Below are 26,116 nucleotides of genomic sequence, written 5' to 3'. Positions count from 1 at the left end.
TTAAAAACGTTTCTTTCCATTCTCCGTATATCGAAGCTTACATATAAGCTTACTAAAAAAGAATTTACGATTTACATATTTTTGATCAAATTTACGTCCCTTTAATGGTCTTCTAAACACATAGGAATAATAATTTGTAGTTTCCCATGACACCATATCAACAATCTGAAATCCCATTTTAACGTATGATTCAACCAAATCTGTGGCAAGAGAAGAAGTATCACTCATCCAGGAGTCGACTTCCCGTAAACTTTTATCTTTCATAGCTGTAATAGACATCATTGCCAAGACATTTGTTTTTCTGTAGTCGGGATGTACCGCCATCTGTTCTACATAAAGGTAATGGTCATCTTCATACCATTTTCTTGGTTCTCCATCATGTTTATTTATTATTTTTCCGGCTATTGTACCAACCAATTTATTATCTTCATTGTAACAAAGACCAACTATCCTGCCATCCAATCTCCTTTTGGTGTCCTCAACGGTCTGAGTCGCCGCAAGATAATTCCTTCCTGCCTCCAAATGTTCCTTGTAGCTTTCATGTAATAATTTTGTTATTTCCTCATATGGAAAATCTTCAGTTTTTACTTCATATCTCATTTTGGGCATATATCTCATCTCCACACTGATATTAGAATTCATTCATAAGAACACGGACTTCATCATCATTTATAACTCTGGTCTTTTTATCAGATATTCTGTAAACCCTATTACACATAGACAGTACACTAGGTCTATGTGTAGTAAGGAGACAAATTCTGTGAGTATCAGCAGTCATAAGATTCCTAAGAACTTCTCTCTCCGTAACAACATCCAATGCGGATGTTGCTTCATCAAGAAGAAGTATCGGAGTTTTTCTAAGAATAGCTCTTGCTATAGCAAGTCTCTGATTCTGACCTTCAGAAAAACCAAGACCACTTTCACCGATCATATGGTTTATACCATCAGGAAGCTTTTTAACAAAATCGTATGCACATGACATCCTAAGTGCTTCGATAATCTCTTCATCTGTTGCATCAGGCTTTATGATTCGCATATTATCTGCAATTGTTCCGGACATCATCGTATTGCCTTGCGGAACATAAGCAATCATAGATCTTGTAGGAGTTCCCATGTGAATCTTTTTGCCATCTTCCCAAATAAGATTAGCATCACCTGACTGTGCCCTGACTATTCCAAGCACAAGTCTTAGCATAGTTGTTTTACCTTCTCCTGAAGGTCCTACCATGGCTACAATCTCACCTGAACTTGCTTCAAGGTCTGCATCTTCAAATATATTTGGACCTGTATGATAATGGAAAGATATTCCATTAAGCTTTATGGACATCTTTTCACCCTGATGTGAATCAATAATAGCCTTTTTCTCGGGTGAGATCACAATATCCGGTTCATCCGGTATTTCAAGTAACTCTTCTATTCTCTCAGAAGCAGTAATAAATTCCACCAGTGTAGGCATAAGAGAAAAGAGATTTGAAAGTGCGGTAGCAGCTGATACAGCCAAAGCTGCCATAGAGGCAATATTTCCAACCGTAATATAGTTAGTATGAACACGATATATCATCCATGCTCCAGCAATAACTATTGTGATAAGTCCCAGAGCCTGTGTTATAACCCAGGATATCATGTACATCAAATTAGACCTGATATCACATTTTTTACGATTTTCGGCCCTTTCATCCATCTTCTTGTGAAATACATCAAATAAGCCAAAGGCTTTTACGGCCTGCATATTATGAAAAGTCTCTTTATTAAGAAGCATGATATTTGACTCAGCTTCTCTTCCTTTTCGCTGACTCTCAAGTACTTTACCTGCAAAAAGTTTAGTTGAAAGATAAACCAGCGGAACCGCCAAGACCATAACAATAAGTATTGAATAGTCAAAATATACAACAACCGCTACAGCAGCGAATATCTTAAAGCCATCTGCTAAAAATGTCGGTAAAAGGCCGTTAATATTACCTGCAACAGTGGTTGCATCCTTGCTTAGCCTTGTCAAAAGATCTCCTGAATGATGTTTCTCCAGGCTTTCCCAATCAGCATTAAGAGTCTTATCATACAATGCCAACGTCAGATTCTTATGAATAGCTGTATAATTAAATACATTAAGTCTGTTTGTTATATACGTGACAATAAGTTTAACAACAAAGCAAGCCACAAAAATAACGACAAACCTAATAAGGGTAGTCATATCATCACTTACTATATAGTCAATTACGCTACCTACGGCATATGTCAGCGACAGATCAATCAATGTCTTAACTATGATAAGTATTGCATAGCCTATAATTCTTAATCTGTATTCACTAAAGAGACTAAATGTCCATAATATCTGCTTTAATCCGCCCTTAAATGATTTTTCTTTCAAGTTATACTCCTTCAAACCCCTAAATATATTTTATCTTCTATCAGCCTTTCATAATCTGATATATACTTCTTACAAAATAGAATACTTCATACCTTCCGGTTCTCAGGCACAAGTACCTTATTCTGCCTATCTTTTTAGCCTTATAAACTTCCATTAGCATTTTCTTGAACTTTGGAGAACTAAGCTCAGCCCTAATTATATGTTTCCGTAGCTTGTCGGTTCCTCTAAAGTGTTCATAGTATGTAGTAATTCTGCTAATCCAGTCTGTAATATACATAGCCTTAAGTACAAGGATATTGTCTTCAGTAACATGCTTCTGCTTTTCCTCCCAAGCTATAAGGCGCTCATAAATCTTTTTTGTGTCCTCAAGATCACTATCATGATAGGTCAGAGAAAGGCTATTGCTTACCCTCTTTATGTAATGGTATAAGGGTCTGTTTATCATTCCTAAATCACCATCACATACATCCAGATAATCAAGATTGAACTCCAAATCCTCACCTATGTTGATACGCTCATCAAATCTTAAATCATTCTCCTTAATGAGCTTAAGGTCGTAGAATTTATTGGTCACAAAATTAAATAGTTTAAGCCATGAAAGTGCCGATACTGCATTTCTGGATAATAAATAGTTTTCACCTTCAATATACCCATATCCGGGCTCTAGTATTGATATTGTAGTGTCAACATTTTTATTTATCTCATTATCAAAAAACATACCGCAAATTATAAACGCCGGTTTCCTTTCTTCCCAGGATTTATCAGCATTTATATAACTCTCAATCATATCTCTTTCAGGATAATCATCTGAATCCAAAAAGACTACAAAATCCCCGTCTGCATGTGCTATGCCATAGTTTCTTGAATATGAAACTCCCACATCAGGATTACTAAAAATTCTTATTCGTTTATCCCTACCGGCATATTCACTGCACACATCTATTGTGGCATCCGAGGATAGATTATCCACAATAATTATCTCCAGGTTCTCGTATGTCTGAGATATAGTGGCATCAAGACATTCCCTTATGTACTTTTCAGAATTATAAGTCGGTATGATAACCGACACCAAAGGCTTCTCACTCATCATCTTAATATCTTATATATCTCCACAACCACAAAGCTATCTGTTTTTTTCTTCCCATTACTTTAGGAGCGTTTGAAAAAGATATGCTTTCCTTGTACAGTTTCACTAATTCATTTCTAATCTCTTTTTTCTCTATTCCTCTATATGAATACTTAATCCACTCAAGAAAGGTTATAAGACTATGCTGTTCTAACTCTGTTTCTTTCAATCCTCTAAAATATTCGACTCTGTCTTTTGATGCTTTAAGGAAATATGCATATCGTTTCTCAAGATCCTCATGCATAATACTCTCATCTCTTTGATAATACTTATATAAAGGTTCCGGCATATATGAAACAATTCCTGCTCTGTATAAAACTTTATAGGTGGTTGCTTCATCTTCATTTTTATCACCCACAGGAAATCTAATACCGTCAAAAAGTTCCTTCTTATATAGTTTATTCCAAGCGACAGTGCAAATATCATCGCCACGCATCATCTGTATTACAGCCTCAGAGCCACTCCATCTTCCAAAATTTGCCGCTGTGAAAACTTCAGCCTTACCATTTCCACCAAAGTAATCATCAAATACTTTTGCAAATCCGCATGCAACCACGTCTGCATGATCCGCTTTCATTTTTCTTAGGAGTTTTTCCAAAGCATCTTTTTCAAGGAAATCATCACTATCACAAAAGAAAAGATACTTTCCGCAGGAATGATCTATACCTGTATTTCTAGCTCCTGAAAGTCCCATATTTTCCTGATGAATCACGACTACGCGTTCATCAGTAGCTGCAAGTTTATCACATAGCTTTCCTGAATTATCAGTTGAACCGTCATCTATCAGAATGATTTCCAATTTACTATATGTCTGGTCTGTTATTGAATAAAAGCACCTCTCCAAACAGGAAGAAACGTTATAAACCGGCACAATAACTGATATAATATCCTCTTCTTCAAAGTGTCCATCTATTATTTCAATAAGATTTCCATAATAATTTGATATATCGTATTCTTTTATGTCATGAGCCCTTTTATAAGCTTTCTCCTGCAGTTCCTCTCTTAAACCTTCATCAACAGAAATCTTAACCATGGCATCTGCAAGACTACTACTCAAATCATAGTCTTTATTAACTATAAGTGCGCCATCACCAACTACTTCAGGCAATGCACCGGAATCTGTTGTTATAAGAGCCATTCCTTTTGCAATCGTTTCAAGTGCCACAAGCCCAAAAGGTTCTTCATTTATTGTTGGCATAACAACTACGTCATATTCTCTGTATTTCTTAGCCATAACAAAAGTGGGTACTCTGTTTACGCAGTTTATTTTGTCCGGATATTTTGAAGCTATTTTTAATATGCTTTTTTCATATTTAGTCTGTTGTTCAGAAAAGCCTATAATATCCAAGCTGTAATTCATATTCTTCACATCCGGATTATGCAAAAGCTCTTCGAATGCAAGAACAAGCTCCTTAACGCCTTTATCAGGTATTATTCTTCCGGTATAAAGAAATCTAAAATTATCAGAAGGAGCCTTTGTACATCTATCATACCTGGACATATCTATCCCATTATTAAGAATATGAACAACTGCATCCTTAGCAAAGCTATGAACACTATCCATCATGTATTTGCTAACTGATATAAACTGAACTCCGGCTTTTACCAATCTTCTAATATCATCAGGGCTTCGATAGATATCTATATCATTATGGATGTGAAAATATACAGGGCATCCACTTTCCACGGAACATGCATCTAAGATTTTAAGAGCTGTAGATGCTATGTTCTCAACTATGACGCAATCATAAATGATACCGCATTTCTCTATGTTCTTTACAAATGTTCGACAAATAAACTTATCCATCCATCTTCGAGAATTGCAATTTGGAATTCTTCTGTACATCTTATCTCGTAAATCATCCATAATTCCTATGATTTTTGAATTATTAATTGACATAATATTGCAATTTTTATAATGCGTATCGTCAGTTTTTTCATCACTGATTGTGTAAAGGTCAATTAAATAGTTTTCGTTTAATTCATTGTATTCAATTATTCTTGTTATAAGTTCCTCAACAGCTCCACCCTTAGTAGCAGGAACCGGGAGTATACATGGGGCTATAATTGCAATTCTCATCATAGTACTAAACTCTATTACTATTCATTACATGTTATAAAATACTTTTGAGCAAATAAGCTGCTTTATAACTCCATAATTGCCTGAAATACTCTGTCACAATTATGCTTATCTCGTTTTGTAAAGAACTGAGAAATCCTGTCGTGATACTCACTACCTAGCGTGCAATCATTTTTAAGACTGTTTTCTATCTGTTCCAGCAATTGATCCTCGTCTTCCACAACCGGACCAAACCCATCCCGTTTATAAGAAAAATATCCTTCCGGATAGTGATTCTTTCGAAAATCTGCTTCATCGAATTGGTAATAAATAACAGGCTTCTCCATATAAACAAAATCAAAAAATACACTGGAATAATCAGTTATCAACAATTTTGATTCGATCAATAATTCCTGCACATCATATTCATCTATTGGAGCGATTTTTATATTCTTACAGGTAGTGCTATATGAACTCAAGAAATGTTGCATTTCATAATGTGGATAGAAAACAAATTCATACCCATATTTTTCCAATAAATCATCCAATTTTCTATTGTTCAACAAGCTTTGATAATATTGATAATAAGATGTCTTAACAAAGTCATCTGCATTATGACAATGATCTGCAATATTTTTACGCCATGTGGGCATAAGCAGAATTTGCTTTTTAACCCGATCAGCGCAATCGATCAAATTGTCAAATCGACATAAACCAAGAAGTTTTACTGTTCCATCAGGATGACCATAAGTATCACGAATAAACTCATATTCCGGTTTCGCTGATGTTACAAATATATCCAGACTCACATAAGGATAATGATTCATCCACATATCATCTTTGATAACACCATGCTGTAAATAAATTTTCTTGCCACGAATTATGTGTAATCTGTCTAACCACACAAAAATTACAACGTTAGGAGTAAATCCCATAATATGAGTACTCACGTTGTATTTGGAAACACCTAATAATATATAATGTTTTAAACTTTTAAATTGTACAACGTTACCTAATCTTGCAACCTTTTCATAGTCAGATGATTTCTTATCGATAATATAGTAGCTGTTTATCTCAGGATGTTTTTCTTTAATATATTTATAAAAAACATACCCATTATCCCTTGCATCTATCCCTCTTTCGGAAAACAACCAGACATTTCTATAATCTTCTGAAAAAAGCATTAAGATATTTCCAATTATTGTCCCAAGCAGCCACGCAAAAAGATACCATACTGCTAGAAAAGATTTCAAAAAACGGCGTCTTATAACTTCCATAATGCTCCCATTTTTCCAGTTACAAAATTTAAATCAAATTAAAAATCTATCTTACAACAATGCTATTTTGACCTATGTTAACATTGCCCTTCTTAATAATATAATTATCTGCTCTTTGCGGAATAACCGTAATATTATTGTTTTTTACATCAATATTATTTGCACCATCATATGCATAAACAAGATATGCCCTCATATCGCTTCTAAGTATAGTACATTCTATTGTATTATTCGAAATCTCAACATTTGTAGATGAACCCACCTTTGCAAATATGCAATCGGCAGTTAATAACGCAAGATTACCTGAAAATATCAGGCCATCAACTCCCCCATTATTTTCAAAGCCCAGGGTAATACCAACATTATTTATATAATTATTTGATGACTTATAAAACTTATTTCCTGTAACTATTACGTTAGACATACTATTATTTGATGAAGAATGTGTAACGTTTGAAAATACCGCAAAAACCTCATCTCGACCTACATGGTAACACGTATTATTTGTAAAACTTATGTTTGAGCTGCCTTTTCCAAAAAGATCTCTTATCTGACAGCACAGTCCTGCATAAGCATCAGCCTCGTCAATCATAAAACAGTTATCAATACTAACATTTTTACAATTTGCATAAATGTCCAGATTCGAATACTCAATTTTTCTGGTTGGATTGGAAGCCATTACATCGTATGGTATGTAGAATTCACAATTTGTGATATCTACTCCATTTGAATCCATGATTCCCATCTGGCTTTTAAACTTATGAGTATGGGTCTCTGCACACTCAAGCTTTAATCTGTCTATGGAAATATTATCTGCTTTAACAATAAAAAACCATTCTTTATAATCCGCATTAAAATTATCATTTGTAACTAAAGTACTATAATTACCTCTTATAGTAACTCCGGGCTTGGTCATGGTTATATGAGAATTACATGCATATCTTGCTTTTGGGAATTCAATAATACTATATCCTGAATTCAATGCCTTTTTAATAATACCGGCATCATCAGTACTTCCATCACCCACTGCTCCAATAGCCTTGACATTTACAACGCCTCCTGAAAATACAGGATTGGCATAAAGTCCTGATTCCAATTGAACCGATCCGAATGAAGATGTCTTCTCAATATTGTAAGTAGCGCTGCCACCATCTCTTGCAGTATAATAACCGGCTGTAGTAACACATGATCCAACACTAAGATGTGAGCTTTTCATCTCTTCAACATTTCTGAAAGTGAAGTCTCTATCATCAGGCTCATCATTGCCACTTTCAGTTATGGGTTCATTGCTGTTTCCTGTTCCTGACTCCGTTCCGCCAGTGCTTTCGGATTCTGTTTCAGTACCGGCATTACTATTTCCTGTTTCAGTGCTATTTCCGGTTCCTGTATGCGTTTCAGTACTACCGTTATCGCCTGAACTGTTTTCACTATCTATCTCAATATCTGTATCAATTTCAGAAACGCCTTCACTCTCAGGTGCAGGTAATAAGTTCATCACAATTACGGTATCATTTTTTTCAGCAGAAAAAGAACTGATACCGGCAAAACCCACACCAGCAATAAGAATTATTAGCAAAGGAATCAATTTTTTATTAAATTTGAATTCCCATTTTTTCTTACGGCGTTTTCGATCATTCATATTAATTCTCTCCTAAATAACGCTGATTAACATGACGTCTGAAATATTCCATATTATTGGGCAGTGTGTATAACCCAAAATACATGAAAGGTATTGCTGTCACCGCTGCTGTATATGTGTAAAGCATGTTGAACATTGCATTAAAGCCGAGCGTAAAATAAAACACAAACAATGGAACAAATGTATTCTTTGCATTATTTTCCTTATTACGATGAACAAAACTAAAGAATACCACGAAGTATAAAATCACACCCAAAAGTCCATTTGTGCATAAAAGGTTAATCACATCATTGTGAGCCCAAATCATAGCAGCTATTGTACCGTAGTAGTTCAATAAATAGATGAAATTAACACCATTTCCAACAAATTTTTTCCAAATAGGAAGGCTCCAATATCCCCGAAGATCTTCAAGCCAGAATATGCTTCGCCCATTTGAAAGGGTAGCCCAATAACCAAAGTAACCCTCTCCTTGAAAAGATTTGATTATCTTTGCTCCTGATGGACTAATTAATACGAGAGCCACGGCAATAACCATAAGGGGCAATATTGTAATGTAAAAGGTCCTCTTATCTTTACAGGATATATAATAAACCGCCACTACAAAAACCATTCCAATTACAAGGTACGTTCTTGTTCCGGTTAAAAGCATGCTTACGATAGGGATGATGTACCATAATAAATATGATTTTTTATTTGTCATTATGAACAAAATAGTCACATAAGCCATAATTGCAAAACAAGTCATGGCGAATCTATGTAACGCATTCGAAAACGAAAGGAAATAAACTCCGCCCCAGTTACGTATATAACTTCTTGAAAAAAAGAATGATACAAATACTGATATCTCCCAAAAGAGTGTAACTCCTTTCAGCATGCCAAAATTCTCAGCTAGCTCACGCATAAGGTCGCGGTAATTGTTAGCGATATAGCACATAAAAACAAACCAAAATACAAATGATGTAATCGGTGTAGTATTATGCGGATGTCCTGTAATGATAATGCAAATAAGTATCAATAGTATTCCGCTAATTAAATAAAATACATCGATAAAGCGTATTGGTTCCAAAAGAAAGCCACAAAACATCAATGCCAGAATTCCCAATGCCCACAATCTATTTAGAGGATCTAATCCGGGAAGCCCCTGATAAAGCGTGGTAATAGGAAATGCCAGCAAAGAAAAAAGCAATATTTTATTTAGGGTGAATTTTATAAGCATAACTATCCCTTAAATTTGTTTTTAAATAAGCTATTATTTCTTCCTGTTAGCATAAAGACCATAAATTAGTGTTACTATTATAGCCACAGCACACACTACCAAAATAACGATAAAATCTATGCTAATATTCGTTTCTTCTGTTAAATTTTCTATTTTTTCAAAATCAGCACTAGATACAGATATAAGAAAACCATCTTCTTCTGACTGAATAGCATTACCCTTATCGTTTGTATAAGAATAACTGATTTTTATTATCTTGTTTCCACTACTCAGGAATGATACAGGAATACTTGCTTCGCCTTCTTTTCCTGCTTCAATATTACCCAGAAAATAATTCTGAGTTCCTGACATATCACCGCTAAGATGAGCTGTAACATTATATATATTTCTTGATCCAGTATTAAGATACTTAATGTTAAGCCTTGTCTCCTCACCGGAAGAAAGTGTCATTTCTTCAGTTACTACAGAAGACAAATAAATAGGGAGAAAAATCTTCATGCTATTGGTAAGCACCCCGGGATTACTGGTATCTACCTTATATACGTAGTCTATCTTTACATCAAGTACATAGTTACCAACTTTTCCTTCTGCAATACTAATAGGTATCTCTATTTCTTTTTCACTTCCAGCCTCAACTGTATCCACAAATATCTGATTAGAGTAACCTGATTTTGGTAAGAAAACGCTACTATCACCATCAACTGTAATCATTACATTTGTAGCATCAAGCTTCTGATTCTTATTCTCAATTTTAAGAGTAATTACGCCGCTATTACCCGCAGATAATCTATTTCCACTTATGCTATATCCGCTAAGTGCAAGCCAATATGTATCCTTGGCAGAGACTTTGGCAGCATCGGCTTTTTCTTCATTTGCAGCAGTATCTTCACTTGTCTTTTCTGTATCCGCTGTTTCTTTGCTTGTTTCCTCTGTATCTACAGGTTCTTCCGTTTCTGCGAAAACAGAAATATTATTAGAAAATAACAAAGTAAATAATAAAGCAGCTATACTAAATGATCTAATAAATCTATTCATAATCAGCGTTTCCCTCCGTTACCACGCTTAGCGCCGGCTCTATATTTCTTCTTCAAGAAATAATCATAATTGGAAATAACTTTTTTATATGTACGCTCATCCAGCCTATTTACAACAACACCAAGAACATTCGCGCCATCACTTTCAAATGTCTTTCGAGCCTTATCTATTGTACTGCGTGATGAATTGTGCTGAGCAGCAACCAAAACCACAGCATCTACCTGAACCGCCAAAATACTACAGTCGACAGATGATGTAAATGCAGGGACATCAAGGATCACATAGTCGTATTCCTTTTTCAGATTATCCAAAAGCTCCTGCAAATTTGCAGAACATAATAAACTAACCTGCTCTTCTCCACCTTTACCATTTGAAATATAATCCAAATTCTCTACATTAGTTAAAGAAATAAGATCCTTTTCAGAAATGTCTCCTTTAAGATATTCATAAAGACCTGATTCACCATTTTCACCAAGTCTTTTAAATGACACCTCTTTGCGCATATCACAGTCAACAAGAACTGTTCTCCAACCAGCGTTGGCCATGGATATCGCCAATTCTATCGAAGTTGTAGTCGTACCCGTTCCCGGCTCAGTTCCGCATATCATAAATGTCTTATAGCCAAATTGCCTGTTCTTTAAGTGAATAGCTACTGCCAGCCTGTCATATGCATCCGTCACCTTCGTATTTTTCTGTCGATATAATTCCTTATACATCATCTTTTATACCTCTCATTTATTATCAAAATCCGGAATGACGGCTAATATTTCAAGTTCGCCGTCGCATGCGGCATCCTCTATACGATACACTTCATCAGTCAGAATACCCTTAAAGAAAATGATCATTATCGGAATAATCATTCCAATAAAAGCACCAATTACTCTGATAAGATTTTTTTCATTTCCGTTTGAAATATATCCCTTCTGAGCAGAATCCAATACCTGAACGGTATTTCCCCCAGTCATACTCTGCATTTCTATAACAAATGCGTTCGCCACAGCATTTGCAATTGCAACAGCATGTTCAGGGCTTTCTGCTTTGGCTGTAATATATATTTTCTCGCTCAGTCTTGAAGAATTAGTAGCTGTAGTAGACGTACTAATCATGCTCTTAATGTCGTTGGCATCATACTCATATTCTCCTGAAAGATATGTAAGGGCTATCTCTGCTACTTTTCTACTGGTTGCAAGATCTGCATAGGCACTAAGTGCCGACGCTCCTGTAAGTGAATCAGAAAGCGATTCATAAGCCATACTAAACACTATAGTAGTAGCTTCATATGTCTTAACAACAGTAGCCTCTGCATACACATTGGCAGCTGCCAAAAATGCCGCCATAGAGCATACAATGATCCACCACTTCTGCAAAATAGAATTAAAAATCTTTGCTATGTCAATCCTAATCTCTTTATTCATAAACTCTTCACTCCATATAACATTTCTTAATGTTCTTACTGCTTTAACTGAGCTGCAATATCTGCATCTACAATTTCTTCACCGGTCTTATCTTTCAATTGTTCCATTGACTCCGCAGACAAACCGTTATTAACTGTAGCACACAAATCACATGTACTGCAATTATCAAGTTCCTCTTTAGTAACTTTACCATCTCTAAGATCTCGCACAATCTTATTCTCATACATACTGTACTTTTTCTTAGTCCAGAATTTAAGTTTATGAGTAATAACCCACCATGCAGGTACCCAAATATATTTATGCATTGCAGGTGAAACAGATCCTATCATCCAGCAGTCTCTGTCACAACATCTTACCTTCTTACGGACTTCCTCTGCTGCAGGAGAACTCCACAACTCATCCCAAGACTGTTCATTCAGATTACCCATAACTTCTTTATCTTTTGTTCCATTGCATGGCATAACATCCCCATATGGATCAATGAAAAATGTATCAAAGGACATATCACAGGGCAAAAGTCTCTTTTGACCATAAATATAGTTTATAAGTCCATGGTTGAAATATGCCCTAAACCACTTCTTGGGACTCTTACTTGCAAGGAGTTCATTTACAAGGTTCTCAAAGTTCTGGGCTACCATTGGTCTGTCTTTAATGATATTCTTAGCTTCAACAAAATAGAAACTATTATGAAGGGATGCTGTCGCAAACTCCATTCCCATCTCATCCGAAAGCTTATAAAGAGGTACCAGATCCGGAGCGTTCTTATCCTGAACAGTCATGCCGAAACCTACATCTTTCATTCCCATCTCGCGAAGGGTCTTGAGCGTCTGATATCCCCTCTGATAACCGTTTTCCAATCCCCTGATTTCATTATTAGTATCTTCCAATCCTTCAATCGAAATACGGATTCCGATCTGAGGGAATTCCTTACAAAGATCAACTATTCTATCTGTAAAGAAACCATTCGTTGAAATAACTATTCTATCTGATTTCTTATAAAGCTCACGCACTATATCCTTGATATCGGTTCTGATGAAAGGCTCACCGCCCGTAATGTTAGTAAAATACATCTTGGGAAGTTTTTTGATCGTTTCTATCGAAATCTCTTCCTCCGGCTTACTGGGTGCTTTATATCTATTACACATAGAACAGCGTGCATTACATCTATAAGTAACAATTACTGTTCCATTTAACTTCTTTTCTGCCATTATCGCTCCTTATATTTCTCATCTATTTTTTATCTTTGTGATTAATCAAGTATTTTCAGACCAATACCTTATTTACCTGTTTAAGAATCATGCCTGAAACATTGTTTAACAAATATGCGATTATCATTGTAGCAACCATACCTGAAATAATAAATACACTTGAACTATTCCAAAAATCAAAGCGACTAAACAAATGAAAAACGCCCAAATGAACAAGGTATATTTCAAAGGATATCTTTCCAAGGAAATAATTAATTCTATTACCAAGTGCAACTCTGGTATTAAATACCAGAACAAATAAAGTTATAGCTAATCCCAAAATTATTTTAAGAAGATAATCGCCGGCTATGGGTATCGGCTTAAATCTTAAATAACTGACCCCCAGTATTCCTGCAATACAGCAGCTGATCAATAGTTTTATCTGCCATTTTTTAAGAAAAAAAACGGTAAATACATCTCTTTTTGATGCAAGTAATATGCCCCATATAAAGCCAAAGCATTCAGTTGCCCAAATGGTACTTTTATAAATACCATTTCTGTTCAGGGTATACATTATAATACTTCCTATTATTACAAGTAAAACCGTTAGTATTTTTGCAGAATAGCTCTGCTTAAATATCAAGTGAGATAACCAAAATGCGAAATAGCATGCAATAAGCCATATTACCCATCCGTTAATAGTGAATAGATTCTTTAGTGTAATTGCATCACCAAATACAATCATATTCAGAATCGCAAAAGATAAATTGATAAGTAATGAAACAACCAGCAGTTTAGGTAACCTTTTTCTCCAAAATTTTTTTATTTTATCAGGATCCTTGTCATGAGACAATGTCAATCCATAAGAAGATGTCATGAAGAAAAAAGTAACACCAATATAAGCAAAACTACCTATCATATCCTGTATTCTGTTGGTGTAAGCAGCAGGAACATGTACCAATATAACTATCAGACACCAAAAGCCTCTCATGGCAAGAGAGTTCTTTGCATCAAAAAAGCCATCATTTACTTTCACTAATTTCGCCTTATATAATATTTCAAATAGTAAAAAGGCCGAAACCAAAAGCATCAAAAAATTATCCATTGTATATCTTCAAAACCTTTTCCAAATACTCCTCTATTGTATCAAAGCTAAGTTCTTTACAATTCTCATGCATTCTCTGCATTTTGCTATTATCCTGCCACATACCATGTATGGTATTACATAGAGAATCAACATCTCCGCTTTTAAACAGCACTCCTGTCTCGCCCTTCCTTATGAGCTCCGGAATGCCACCAATATCCGCACCTATTACCGGAGTTCCAAAAAGTTGTGACTCCATAACGGAGAACGGGCAGTTTTCATACCATTCGGAAGGATATACAGACATTTTTGCTTTTCTAATAAGGTCAGCAAGTTCCCTGCCTGTTTTAAATCCAACATTTTTAATGTTATCCACACTATCAAGCAGCTTTTCCAAAGGCCCCTTCCCGGCAAAAACAAAGTCTATCTCAGGTAGTCTCTTAGCTGCTTCTATCAAAGTCCTTACGCCCTTTTCCTCTGAGTATCTTCCAAAATAAAGAACGTAATCTTCCTTTGATACTTCTACCCAGGGAATCTCATCTATAAAATTGTGTATGGCTACTGTCTTCTTTGCAAAAAGAGGATTAGTATCCAGTTTTGCTTTCATAAACTCGCTGCAGCATATAAATGTATCTATATATTTATATGCCCCATTCATCTTCCAAAATGAAGCTTCCAGAGTCCCGATTAAACTCTTTGCAGTACTTCCGTGTATGCACTTACCCTTAGTGCAGTTCATGAAGCTTCCTGTAAGGCATTTTTCACAGTTTTTATGAGTACCTGGATTGTTGCACATATGATTCGGGCACACGAGTTGATAATCATGTGCGGTATAAACAATCCTGCATTTACATCCTGTCTGCTTTCTCCAGTTAACTATTTCCAGAATAATTGATGGCGTAAGCTGGTAATTGAAGTTGTTAAGATGTACTACATTCGGCTTAAAATCATCAAGGACAAGCCTTATCTTCTCTCTGGCCTCTTTTGAATAAATGGTCTTTAAGGGATACGTCAGTTTTACCAGTTTCGAAGCATTATGGAAATCCATATCTGAAGTATATGCACCTGCTCTGTTAGAGACACATCTTCCATCATGTTCCATTCCAAAATACTGAACTTCATGCCCTTTTTCCATAAGAGCATCACCCAGCTTAAATATATATGTTTCAGATCCTCCATTAGGATAGAGGAACTTATTAACCATAAGTACTTTCATTTACTATTCTCTCGTCTTAATTTTAAAAAAATAATTATAATTACTGATCCTATAAATGCGCCAAAAGTGTTCGTCAATAAATCTGTTAGTTCAAAATTGCCGGTTGAAGTAATAAACTGTGTTATCTCTATAAGGGCGCTGGTTACAAAACCAGTCAAAGCCGTTCTTACCATCATATGATTGCGTTCCTTTAAACGCAATGTATTCCCAACAAGAATACCATATGGAACAAATAACAAAATATTAAGGATACTAAATGCGCTCCCCCATACAGTTGGCGCATGCCCCTTTAACCCAAACCCAAGATTTATATCAAGATCAAAACCATATCTTGATCCGGGGGGCCTCCTAAGTATGGTCAATGATAACATAATAACGAGATAAGCCACTATTAACATGGCACTTATAACTCTTTTATAAGCTACACCTTTCATCTTATGCAGGAAAATACCTACAATCAAAACTATGACGACAGCCAGAATAATAAGACCAATTGTACCTATAGGACTTATACCCTCTGTTTCCAACTTAAGTACATTTTTTAACGTATCTATTTTTCCATTCCCCATTTTAAGGACCTTATATGTTAAACCTTATTAAGTCTCTCAACATTAAGAATCGCATCAATATACAATCTCGCGCTCTCACCGGTGACCTGCTCCCAGTTAAATCGTTTATCGCAGTAATTCATTATCTCTTCATCAGTATGGAATATCTCAGGATTCTTTATGCATTCATTAAGCTTTTTTGCAAGGTCATCCACATTGGATTTTTCAAAATACTGAGCATATTCAAGGGCTGCCTCGGAATTTTCCGGTATATTGCTGGCAAGACATCTTCTGCCATAGCTTAAGGCCTCCAAAAGGCTTATAGGCATACCCTCCACATCACTTGGAAGTACATACATATAGCAGTTACTAAACAGCTCTGCCAGAACATGCCCCTGAACAAATCCGGTCATTATAATGCGCTTGTCTTTTTCAGCATATCCCATTATTTTCTTTACATAGTCATCAGAATGGCTTCCGCCCCCTGCTATAACAAGCTTCATATCTGTATCAACCTTGGAGAACGCCTTTACCAGATAAGATATTCCCTTCTCAGGAACAAGTCTTCCAAGGTACAGTATGTATTTCTCTTTCTCAAGCCCGAACTTTTTAGTAATAATATCCGGTTCTCGAAACTCATTCTTATTAACGCCATTAGGAATATAAATGGTCTCTCTGTGATATGTATCCAGAAAATACTGCTGTACATTTGCAGACAATACTATAACCTCATCCGCATATCTGGCTGCTATATATTCCCCAAATTTGAGGAATTTAGTCGCAAAACCTCCCCACTTTGAACGCTGCCAGTCGAGTCCATGGATCGTAGCGATAGTTCTGATTCCAAAAAAATGCGGAATTATTAACATGGCACAGGGGCCCTCTGCATGATAATGAATAACATCATAATTTCCAAACAATGCCATAATGGTAGCTAAAAAAGAATACACAACAGCATTTAGTGCCTTCACATCAGGAGTTGGTACCTGAACAATACGTATGCCCTTGTATCTTTTGAGCTTGTGAACCTCTTTATCGGCATTTTTATCAGCGACGTTTTTTCCTTTTCTATTGTATGCCGTAACCGAGTGCCCCATCTGAACAAGACGGGTGGATAGTTCCTCAACAACTATCTCCACGCCACCTTCTCTGGACGGTATTCTCTTGTGTCCGATCATTGCAATTTTCATGTTGACGTTTTCCCAAATGTTCTAGTACGAATTTTCGTGTTTAAACAACTGCCCCACAGTTTTGATTATAATCTTAATATCAAGCCAGATACTCCATTTATCAATATATTCAGTATCAAGTTCAACCACCTTGTTAAATTCTGTAACACTGCTTCTGCCACTAACCTGCCACATTCCTGTGATTCCGGGTTTAATACTGATCCTGCGCCAATCGTGCATTGAATATAATTCCACTTCTTCAATAGTCGGAGGTCTGGTTCCAACCACGCTCATAGATCCAAAAAGCACATTAAAAAACTGCGGCAATTCATCAATACTTGTCTTACGGATAAACTTCCCCACTCTTGTTACTCTGGGGTCATCCTTTATCTTGAACATCATGCCATCCTTGACATCATTAAATTTCTCCAGTCCCGGTTTTAGCTCCTCTGCATCAACCCTCATGCTTCTGAATTTCCATATAAGGAAATGACGACCATTTTTGCCAACGCGAACCTGTCTGAAGAAAACCGGACCAGGCGAATCAACTTTGATAGCAATAGCAGTAATTATCATTATTGGAGACGTTAAAACTATAATTATCAGAGAAAAAATAATATCAAACCATCTCTTAAATAACTCAGCATATCTGTTCATAGTAACAGTATGGAAAGTCAAAATCGGATATGTACCAATACTGCTTACAAAAGAAAATGCCTTACGTCTTCTGAAGGTATCAACCACTATACGACAGGTGACACCCATTTCAATACATATATCTACGTATTGCTGCAAAAGAATGATATCCATATCTCGCTTTTGCAAAAAGAATACCTGATCAATATTATACTTTCTAATAATTGCCTCAAGATCCTTTAGCTTACCAATATACTCAATTGACTTATCATTATCATCAAGACTGATATATCCTATTTCATTTATCTGAACTGAGGTCTTCTCAAGAAAATATCTGAATTTATTATATGAATCCTTGCTTCCTACATATAACGCTCTCGGAATATGCTTACGCATAATAAAACGGTCAACTATTCCTCTGAAAACACATGTCTCAATAACGATCAATGCATATGTAACTATAGGGAGCAGAACTATAAGTTCATTTTCAGCATATTTATCAAAAGAAAAATAAAGCAAGCTGTATGCGCATAAAAGAGCACAAATATAAGCAAAGCTTTCACGTCTCAGGATTCTGTCATAGTAAAAGAAAAGCGTAGTATTATATATATTAAATGCCCTGTTAAACAGCAAGAATATCAATACTGTAATCACATAGACCGGTATAAGAACTTTTAATTCCTCTTCAGAGAATCTGACATTGCTACATATTTCACAGGATATAAATAAAGCAATTAGTATCGAGATTATATCCAAAATAATATGAATTATATCAAATGATGCCCCCGAATTTGATCTATTCATCTCGTCAACAACTCCAAACTCTCTTCCTTAAGGTCACGCCATAAATTGCGTACAAAAGATTATGATGCAAATAAAACCAATATTACCATAATTATATAATCTTGAAAACCAAAAGTCAGTATTTGCAAGACACTTTCAAAAAATATAATATTTTAAGAAACTTTTTCAAAAATAACGATATTTAATATTTTTATCTATTAAAAACAGCTTGCTTTCGAAATGAATAGAAAGACAAGCTGTTTTTTCTTGCATTTTCTCTTATTTTATCTGACCTTCAAGTGCTACAGAAACTTCTGCAATAGCATCCGGTATTCCGGCAGGATTCTTTCCGCCCGCCTGAGCCATATTGGGACGTCCACCGCCGCCACCACCGACTTTACCGGCAATAGCCTTTACAAGATTTCCGGCATGTGCACCTGCAGCTATAGCTGCATCTGTTGCCATGGCCATAAGGTTAACCTTACCATCGTTCTCAGAGACAAGAACAACAACACCTTCGCCAAGCTTACCCTTAAGCTGGTCACCGAGATCTCTGAGGCCATTCATGTCAACGCCCTTTACGCTCTGAGCAATAAGTTTAACACCCTTAACTTCGATGACACTATCCATTACGTCACCAAGAGCTGCCTGAGCTTCCTTACTCTTAAGAGACTCATTCTCACTTCTAAGAGCTTTAAGTTCCTCCTGAAGCTTCTTTATCTGAGCTGTAATATCAGCAGGAGCTGTCTTAAGAGCCTTAGCAGCATCTCCAAGATTAGCCTCTACGTTCTTGTAGTATGCTCTTGCGTTATTGCCTGTAAGAGCTTCGATACGACGAACACCTGCAGCAACGCCGCTCTCTGAAAGGATCTTGAACAGACCAATGTGGCTGGTGTTAGCTACATGAGTACCACCACAAAGCTCGATGGAGAAGTCGCCCATGTTTACAACTCTTACTGTCTCACCATATTTCTCGCCAAAGAGAGCCATAGCTCCTGTCTTCTTGGCCTCTTCAATAGACATTTCCTTTGTAACAACAGGAAGTGCCTCTAAAATCTTAGCATTAACTATCTCTTCAACCTTCTGAATCTCATCAGCAGTCATAGCCTGATGATAGCTGAAGTCAAATCTTGTCTTATCAGGATCCTGATATGAACCGGCCTGCTCTACGCCGTCACCAAGAACCTCCTGAAGTGCCTTCTGAAGAAGGTGAGTCGCAGAATGGTTTCTGCAGGTTTTAGCTCTGTTCTCAGTATCAACCTTAAGTGATACCTTGTCGGAATTCTTGAAGCTTCCGCTTACAACCTTACCGACATGAGCTGTTCTGCCGCCGGCCACCTTTATAGCCTCAGAAACAACAAACTTTGCGCCATCAGCGCCAAGGATCTCACCGATATCACCTACCTGGCCACCCATTGTGCCATAGAATGTAGTCTTATCTGTGATAATTGTGCCCTGCTGACCCTCTGTAAGCTCATCTGCAAGAGCCTCAGCACCTGCCATTGCTACAACAGTGCCTTCGCAGTCAAGAGCTTCATATCCAAGGAACTCTGTATTTACAGACTCATCGAGGTTATCAAATACACCTGCACCTGTAGTGAGGTTAGCTGAGAAGTTCTGGTTCTCTCTTGCCTTCTGCTTCTGCTCTTCCATGGAAGCCTTAAAGCCTTCCTCGTCAACACCAAAGCCTTCCTCCTGTGCAAGCTCAACTGTAAGCTCTACAGGGAATCCAAATGTATCATAAAGGAAGAATGCATCCTTTCCTTCGATTTCCTTCTTACCCTCAGCAGAAGTCTTATCAAGAATCTTCTTGAACTCCTTCATTCCATTCTCAAGAGTAGACTCAAATCTTGTGATTTCTCTCTCAAGCTCAGTAAGAACGAACTTCTGGTTCTTGTTAAGATGCTCATAGCTTTCTTTATACTCATCGATATAAATCTTTGCTACGCCAAGGATCTGATCCTTGTTGAGGCCAAGAGTTCTTGCATGTCTTACAGCGCGGCGAATAAGCCTTCTAAGAATATAGCCTGCGCCGGTATTAGAAGGAAGAAGCTTAGCTTCATCTCCGATGAGCATTACAGATGTACGGGTATGGTCAGCGAGAATTCTCATGGATCTGGTTGTCTTCTCATCAGCCTCGTACTTGATTCCGCTCTCTTTCTCGATATATGCGATTACAGGAGCGTGAAGATCAATCTTATAAACATCATCAACGCCGTTAAGGAAAGCGAGAATACGCTCAAGTCCCCATCCTGTATCCACGTTCTTCTGTGAAAGAGGTGTAAGATGACCGTCATGATGCTTCTCATACTGCATGAAAACATCGTTACCAATCTCAGTATATTTACCGCAGTGGCATCCGGGACCGCAATCAGGGCCACAATCCGGAATATCCTTTACATAGAACATCTCACTGTCGGGGCCACAGGGACCATATTCAAGTCCCCACCAGTTATCCTCGGCAGGAAGATAGAAAATGTTCTCAGGCTTAAAACCTGACTCAATACGATATTTAGCGCCCTCTTCATCTCTGGGTGCATTCTCATCACCTGCAAAAACTGTAGCTGCGAGGTGATCGGCATCGAATCCGAAAAGCTCAGTCAAAAGTTCAAAGCTCCACTGGCAACGCTCTTTCTTGAAATAGTCGCCAAGAGACCAACTTCCCATCATTTCAAAGAAAGTACCGTGGCTCTTATCACCTACTGAATCGATATCATTGGTACGAACACATCCCTGAACATTGCAAAGTCTTGTTCCCATAGGATGCTTCTTACCAAGAAGATAAGGCATAAGGGGCTGCATGCCTGCAACGTTGAACATAACACCTGTTGATCCGTCGGATACCAGTGAAACAGCGCCGCAATCCACATGTCCACGATCTATATAGAACTGCTTCCATGCTTTACGCAGTTCATTAGCTGTAAATTGTTTCATCTTAAAACTCCTTATATTTACTTCTACTTAGAAGTCAAATTTATCACTGAAGAATGCTTCAAGCTCATCGATAGCGATACGCTCCTGCTCCATGCTGTCACGGAAACGTACAGTTACCTTGTTATCTGTCTCTGAATCAAAGTCATAGGTAATGCAGAAAGGAGTACCGATCTCATCCTGTCTGCGATAACGCTTACCGATGTTTCCTCTGTCATCAAATTCGCAGTTATACTTCTTAGAAAGCATAGCGTAAATCTTCTCAGCACCTTCGTTAAGCTTCTTTGAAAGAGGAAGGATACCAATCTTAACAGGTGCAATAGCAGGATGGAAATGAAGAACTGTTCTCATATCGGGAGCCTCTTCTGTTCCAAGGTTCTCCTCGTCATAAGCCTCGCAAAGGAATGCAAGAGTTACACGGTCTGCACCAAGTGAAGGTTCAACAACGTAAGGAATGTACTTCTCCTTGCTCTCATCATCAAAGTATTCCATAGGCTCACCGGATGTCTCCTGGTGTCTTGTAAGGTCATAATCAGTTCTGGAAGCAATACCCCAGAGCTCGCCCCAATCTGTGAAGGGGAATGCGTACTCAATATCTGTTGTGTGATCGCTGTAGAATGAAAGCTCTTCAGGATCATGGTCACGGAGACGAAGGTTCTCTTCCTTGATTCCAAGTGAAAGAAGCCACTCATAACAGGTCTTTCTCCAATACTCAAACCACTCAGTCTGTGTGCCTGGCTTGCAGAAGAACTCAAGCTCCATCTGCTCAAACTCTCTTGTACGGAAAGTAAAGTTTCCGGGTGTGATCTCATTACGGAAGCTCTTACCAATCTGGCAGATACCGAAAGGAATTTTCTTACGTGATGTACGCTGTACATTCTTAAAGTTTACGAAAATACCCTGAGCTGTCTCGGGACGAAGATATACTGTGTCCTTTGCATCCTCTGTTACACCCTGGAATGTCTTGAACATAAGGTTGAACTCTCTGATGCTTGTGAAATCATGCTTTCCACATGAAGGACAAGGAACGTTATGCTCCTTGATGAAGTTCTCCATCTCTTCATGAGACCATCCATCGACAGATGTCTCAAGTGTAATTCCATTTTCTGAAGCAAAATCCTCGATGATCTTATCTGCTCTGAATCTCTCGTGACACTCTTTGCAGTCCATAAGAGGATCTGAAAAGCCGCCAAGGTGTCCTGATGCAACCCATGTCTGAGGGTTCATAAGAATAGCACAGTCTACACCTACATTGTAGGGATTCTCCTGTACAAATTTCTGCCACCAGGCCTTCTTTACATTGTTCTTGAATTCAACACCAAGGTTTCCATAATCCCATGTGTTAGCAAGTCCGCCATAGATTTCACTTCCGGGATAGATGAAGCCTCTGCCCTTGGCAAGGGCAACGATTTTGTCCATTGTCTTTTCATTTGCTTTCATAGATACTCCTCTTTCTGAGCAATACGCTCACATATTTTAATTAAGAGCAATATGCTCATTTATTACTTATTCAGAACGATACAGCTAATGCTTCCGTCAGCTGTTCCGGAAAGATCAGCCATCTGCTTATCCAAAAGGCTTACTCCGCTTGTCATGTACTGAATTTTATATGGAACTGCCACAACAAACTTACTGCCTGTAATAACAACATGTTCATCAGAAAGAGCCGCAGCCTTTTCTGAATCAATCGGATTGCCATCACTGTCAATGAGTGAATTCACATTGATCTGCCCTGTAAGGATAGCCTCAGACACAGTCATATATGAAAAGGTCTCGCTGTTAAAAGCAGCGTAATCTCTTGAATCCGCAAAATCAATCACCATTTTCACTTTGCCGTCTTCACTCTCCAAAGACTTGAGTTCTGCGGTCCCTTCTCCGTTCGCAACTACAAATGCATTTACTTCATTCTCAGCCATGGATTTTAGCTCATTCACATCGTAGTAGCTCTCGGTGAAATCCTCGATAACCGTGCTTTCTACCGTTCCATCTTTATTGACTAAGATAGATGACTTATCAAGCTTTGATACATCCGCCCCTTTCCCGCAACCTGCAAAAACAAAAGCTGCAGTCATAATAACAGATGTAACAACTGCTTTCCTTAAAACTTTATTACTCACTAAAACACCCTCTTAATATAAGTAACTATTTGGTCTGCGCATAAATACGCGCACACTTACATGATTATATACCGCCTTTTTACGTTTTTCAAATCAGATCTCATAGATTCCCTTAAACTTTTCTTCTATATAATTAAGGAAATCGTCGGCGGTAAAGTCTCTTCCCGTAATATCCTTTATCCATTCAGACGGAGCCAGGTGATTAGCCTTCACAAATACATTTTCCTTCATCCAATTGTTGATCGTCGCAAAATCGCCCCTCTCAACACAGCCGTCTATATCAATCTCATTTTTCATGCGATTGTAATACATTGCATTGTACATATTTCCAAGAGCATATGTAGGGAAATATCCAAATCCAAAAGTCCAGTGTACATCCTGAAGGACACCCTCTCTGTCTGTTTCAGGAGAAATGCCAAGGTACTCCTCGTATTTTTCTTTCCATCTCCTTGGTACATCATCAATGGAAAGCTTGCCTTCAAAAATTTCCTTCTCTATCTCATATCTGATTATTATATGGAAGGTATAGGTGAACTCATCTGACTCTGTTCTTATAAGTGACGGGCAAACCACATTGAGCGCTTCATAAAGCTCTTCCTCTGAAACTCCCTCCATAACATTAGGGAAAATCTCACATACCTTAGGATATATCAGCTTAACAAAAGCTCTGGATCTTCCAAGTCTGTTCTCATAGAATCTGGAAACTGATTCATGCATTCCAAGAGTCTTGTTATCGTTGATGAAATGCTCATAATCATCCTCTGGCTGAAGCATCTCAAAAAGTGCATGACCTCCCTCATGGATTATAGAGTACATACTTGCTGAGAAATCAAGTGGATAATAATGAGTTGTAATTCTGGTGTCATTTTTGCCGATCCAGTTGGTAAAGGGGTGTTCTGATGTGCTATAAGCACTTCTTGACCTGTCAAAGTTAAGGATTCCCAGCAGAGCTTCTGTCATGCGCCTTTGCTGCACCTCAGTAACCTCGATATGCATAAAGTCTGTTCTTATCTTCTTGGGACTCTCCATAATTTTCTTAAGAAGAGGAATAAGTCTCTCTTTACATTCATCAAAGCACTCGTCCAGTATCTTTGATGTAATGCCTATTTCATAATCATCAAGAAGAGCATCATAGATGATTCCGCTGGCAGGCTTCTCATCTCTAAGCTCCACCATTTCCACGTTGATTTCCTTAACCTTCTGAAGAGAATCCCTGAACATAGAAAAATCAGAATTCTGTCTTGCACCGGTCCAGTCTACAAAAGCCTTGTTATAAATTAGTGAATATTCCATATTCTTTTCAGGTGAAATATTCTTGGTCTTTGCATAGGATCTGTGCTGACTCTCTACGCATACTCTGTCAGGTTCAGAAAGCTCATCCCTGTGCTCATAGAGATATTCAGCATTTTCAATAAACTCAGGTGCTTTCATAAGCTTAAATGCCTGATTTCCAAGGAACGCGCTTACTTCTCCCTCATCCTGCATTCCCTTAGCAGGGCAGATTGTCTCCTGGTCAAAAGAAATCAATCTTGTTGCATGGGCATAGATTTCTGCCTCTTTAAGTACGTCCCTAAAAGCCTGTAATTTTTCTTCCAAAACCTTATCCATGTCTACCTCCATATCTTCCTTTATTTATTCCATGTCTTTTTCAATCATTCTAATCATCTCAAGACTGTTTAATTTTCTGTCAATCGAGCTTTTTCTGTAAACATCGCAGATATGATCAAGTTCTGTCAGAACATCTCTGCTGACCTTAAAGGTAAAAAGCTTCTCTATAGGTGTATTCCAGATAAATTCAAGTGTATATGTTGTTGATGCTTCGTAGCTTCGATCCCTTGGCACTCCGGGAAATTCCCCTTCAAGCATAAGAGTTTTTATCTCAAAAATAAATCGTACAAGCCTGTTATCTATAGAATCTTTTTCAAGAGCCCTGAATGACATGTATAAAAGCTTCAGAATATCTTTTTCGTCATTGTTCTCTCTTGTGTAGTAGTCTGCTATCTCCGCAAAATACGTGGCATAAATGGAGCAGTCAAAATCTTTCCTGAAGCCCTCAAAAAAATTCTTTATCTCAGCATCCCTGACAGTGTATGAATTTCTTCCAACAAAAATCTTAAAGCTCCCAAAACAAAAAGGCTCGACGACACCTGATAACTGATTCCCCGGTCGTCTTGCCCCTTTTGCAAAGGCTGTAATCTTACCTTGTTCGGATGTAAGGATAGTCACAAGGAAATCATTCTCCCCAACCGGGGCTCTTTTTATAATCATTCCGTTTACAGTGGATAATTCCGTCATTACCTTGCTAAATCCTCA

The 26,116-nt window shown here is 37.5% G+C and carries 21 protein-coding genes; all 21 read right to left on the bottom strand.

The window, feature by feature from the left end:
- The 21 genes from G610_RS0107090 to recO all read right to left on the bottom strand — a co-directional run bounded on the left by G610_RS0107090 (nucleotide 1) and on the right by recO (nucleotide 26,098).
- On the bottom strand, nucleotides 1–609 hold the full coding sequence (locus tag G610_RS0107090) for a GNAT family N-acetyltransferase (RefSeq protein WP_026524237.1): 609 nt from the start codon (nucleotides 607–609) through the stop codon (nucleotides 1–3).
- Between the two features lie 22 nt (nucleotides 610–631).
- Nucleotides 632–2,365, bottom strand: coding sequence for an ABC transporter ATP-binding protein (locus tag G610_RS20095; protein WP_051197792.1), 1,734 nt, complete (start codon nucleotides 2,363–2,365; stop codon nucleotides 632–634).
- A gap of 40 nt (nucleotides 2,366–2,405) precedes the next feature.
- Nucleotides 2,406–3,455, bottom strand: a complete 1,050-nt coding sequence (locus G610_RS0107080) for a glycosyltransferase family 2 protein (RefSeq protein WP_026524236.1) — start codon at nucleotides 3,453–3,455, stop codon at nucleotides 2,406–2,408.
- Nucleotide 3,456: 1 nt separating this feature from the next.
- The gene (locus G610_RS22045; protein WP_051197791.1) at nucleotides 3,457–5,574 is read right to left on the bottom strand and encodes a glycosyltransferase; all 2,118 of its coding nucleotides are present in this window, start codon (nucleotides 5,572–5,574) and stop codon (nucleotides 3,457–3,459) included.
- A 62-nt stretch (nucleotides 5,575–5,636) separates the two neighbouring features.
- Complete coding sequence (locus tag G610_RS0107070; protein ID WP_035797158.1) at nucleotides 5,637–6,827, bottom strand: CDP-glycerol glycerophosphotransferase family protein; 1,191 nt, start codon at nucleotides 6,825–6,827, stop codon at nucleotides 5,637–5,639.
- Between the two features lie 46 nt (nucleotides 6,828–6,873).
- Nucleotides 6,874–8,466 (bottom strand): glycosyl hydrolase family 28-related protein, encoded by a 1,593-nt coding sequence (locus G610_RS0107065; protein WP_026524234.1) that lies wholly within the window; start codon nucleotides 8,464–8,466, stop codon nucleotides 6,874–6,876.
- A 1-nt stretch (nucleotide 8,467) separates the two neighbouring features.
- Entirely contained in the window at nucleotides 8,468–9,682 is a 1,215-nt protein-coding gene (locus G610_RS0107060; RefSeq protein WP_026524233.1) for a hypothetical protein, read from the bottom strand.
- A 33-nt stretch (nucleotides 9,683–9,715) separates the two neighbouring features.
- Entirely contained in the window at nucleotides 9,716–10,717 is a 1,002-nt protein-coding gene (locus G610_RS0107055; protein WP_026524232.1) for a COG1361 S-layer family protein, read from the bottom strand.
- 2 nt (nucleotides 10,718–10,719) lie between these two features.
- Nucleotides 10,720–11,436, bottom strand: a complete 717-nt coding sequence (locus tag G610_RS20085) for a CpsD/CapB family tyrosine-protein kinase (RefSeq protein ID WP_051197789.1) — start codon at nucleotides 11,434–11,436, stop codon at nucleotides 10,720–10,722.
- A 12-nt stretch (nucleotides 11,437–11,448) separates the two neighbouring features.
- On the bottom strand, nucleotides 11,449–12,132 hold the full coding sequence (locus tag G610_RS0107045) for a Wzz/FepE/Etk N-terminal domain-containing protein (protein ID WP_026524231.1): 684 nt from the start codon (nucleotides 12,130–12,132) through the stop codon (nucleotides 11,449–11,451).
- 35 nt (nucleotides 12,133–12,167) lie between these two features.
- Nucleotides 12,168–13,340, bottom strand: coding sequence for a radical SAM protein (locus tag G610_RS0107040; protein ID WP_026524230.1), 1,173 nt, complete (start codon nucleotides 13,338–13,340; stop codon nucleotides 12,168–12,170).
- Between the two features lie 55 nt (nucleotides 13,341–13,395).
- Nucleotides 13,396–14,424 (bottom strand): acyltransferase family protein, encoded by a 1,029-nt coding sequence (locus tag G610_RS22635; protein WP_081667294.1) that lies wholly within the window; start codon nucleotides 14,422–14,424, stop codon nucleotides 13,396–13,398.
- A complete protein-coding gene (locus G610_RS0107025; protein WP_026524229.1) occupies nucleotides 14,417–15,619 on the bottom strand; it encodes a glycosyltransferase in 1,203 nt (400 codons plus the stop codon). Before G610_RS0107025 ends, G610_RS22635 begins: the two co-directional genes overlap by 8 nt.
- On the bottom strand, nucleotides 15,616–16,188 hold the full coding sequence (locus G610_RS22040) for a VanZ family protein (protein WP_026524228.1): 573 nt from the start codon (nucleotides 16,186–16,188) through the stop codon (nucleotides 15,616–15,618). The genes G610_RS0107025 and G610_RS22040 overlap by 4 nt, the downstream gene beginning before the upstream one ends.
- Nucleotides 16,189–16,205: 17 nt before the next feature.
- Nucleotides 16,206–17,357: a glycosyltransferase family 4 protein gene (locus G610_RS20065; RefSeq protein ID WP_035797156.1), complete on the bottom strand. Its 1,152-nt coding sequence runs from the start codon at nucleotides 17,355–17,357 to the stop codon at nucleotides 16,206–16,208.
- A 21-nt stretch (nucleotides 17,358–17,378) separates the two neighbouring features.
- Entirely contained in the window at nucleotides 17,379–18,776 is a 1,398-nt protein-coding gene (locus tag G610_RS0107010; RefSeq protein ID WP_026524227.1) for a sugar transferase, read from the bottom strand.
- Nucleotides 18,777–19,034: 258 nt separating this feature from the next.
- Complete coding sequence (gene alaS / locus G610_RS0107005) at nucleotides 19,035–21,689, bottom strand: alanine--tRNA ligase (protein WP_026524226.1); 2,655 nt, start codon at nucleotides 21,687–21,689, stop codon at nucleotides 19,035–19,037.
- A 27-nt stretch (nucleotides 21,690–21,716) separates the two neighbouring features.
- Complete coding sequence (locus tag G610_RS0107000; RefSeq protein ID WP_026524225.1) at nucleotides 21,717–23,126, bottom strand: glycine--tRNA ligase; 1,410 nt, start codon at nucleotides 23,124–23,126, stop codon at nucleotides 21,717–21,719.
- A 62-nt stretch (nucleotides 23,127–23,188) separates the two neighbouring features.
- Nucleotides 23,189–23,803: a hypothetical protein gene (locus tag G610_RS0106995; protein ID WP_026524224.1), complete on the bottom strand. Its 615-nt coding sequence runs from the start codon at nucleotides 23,801–23,803 to the stop codon at nucleotides 23,189–23,191.
- Nucleotides 23,804–23,896: 93 nt separating this feature from the next.
- Nucleotides 23,897–25,411 carry a carboxypeptidase M32 gene (locus G610_RS20060; RefSeq protein WP_051197785.1) on the bottom strand — a complete coding sequence of 505 codons (1,515 nt, stop codon included), beginning with the start codon at nucleotides 25,409–25,411 and terminating at the stop codon, nucleotides 23,897–23,899.
- 24 nt (nucleotides 25,412–25,435) lie between these two features.
- Entirely contained in the window at nucleotides 25,436–26,098 is a 663-nt protein-coding gene (gene recO / locus G610_RS0106985; RefSeq protein ID WP_026494384.1) for a DNA repair protein RecO, read from the bottom strand.
- Between the last annotated feature and the right edge of the window lie 18 nt (nucleotides 26,099–26,116).

The organism is Butyrivibrio sp. MB2005 (assembly GCF_000424285.1).
In the GTDB taxonomy this organism is placed as follows: domain Bacteria; phylum Bacillota; class Clostridia; order Lachnospirales; family Lachnospiraceae; genus Butyrivibrio.
The sequence above is the reverse complement of the archived record's forward strand: the minus strand, read 5'-3'. Positions and strand labels throughout refer to the sequence as shown.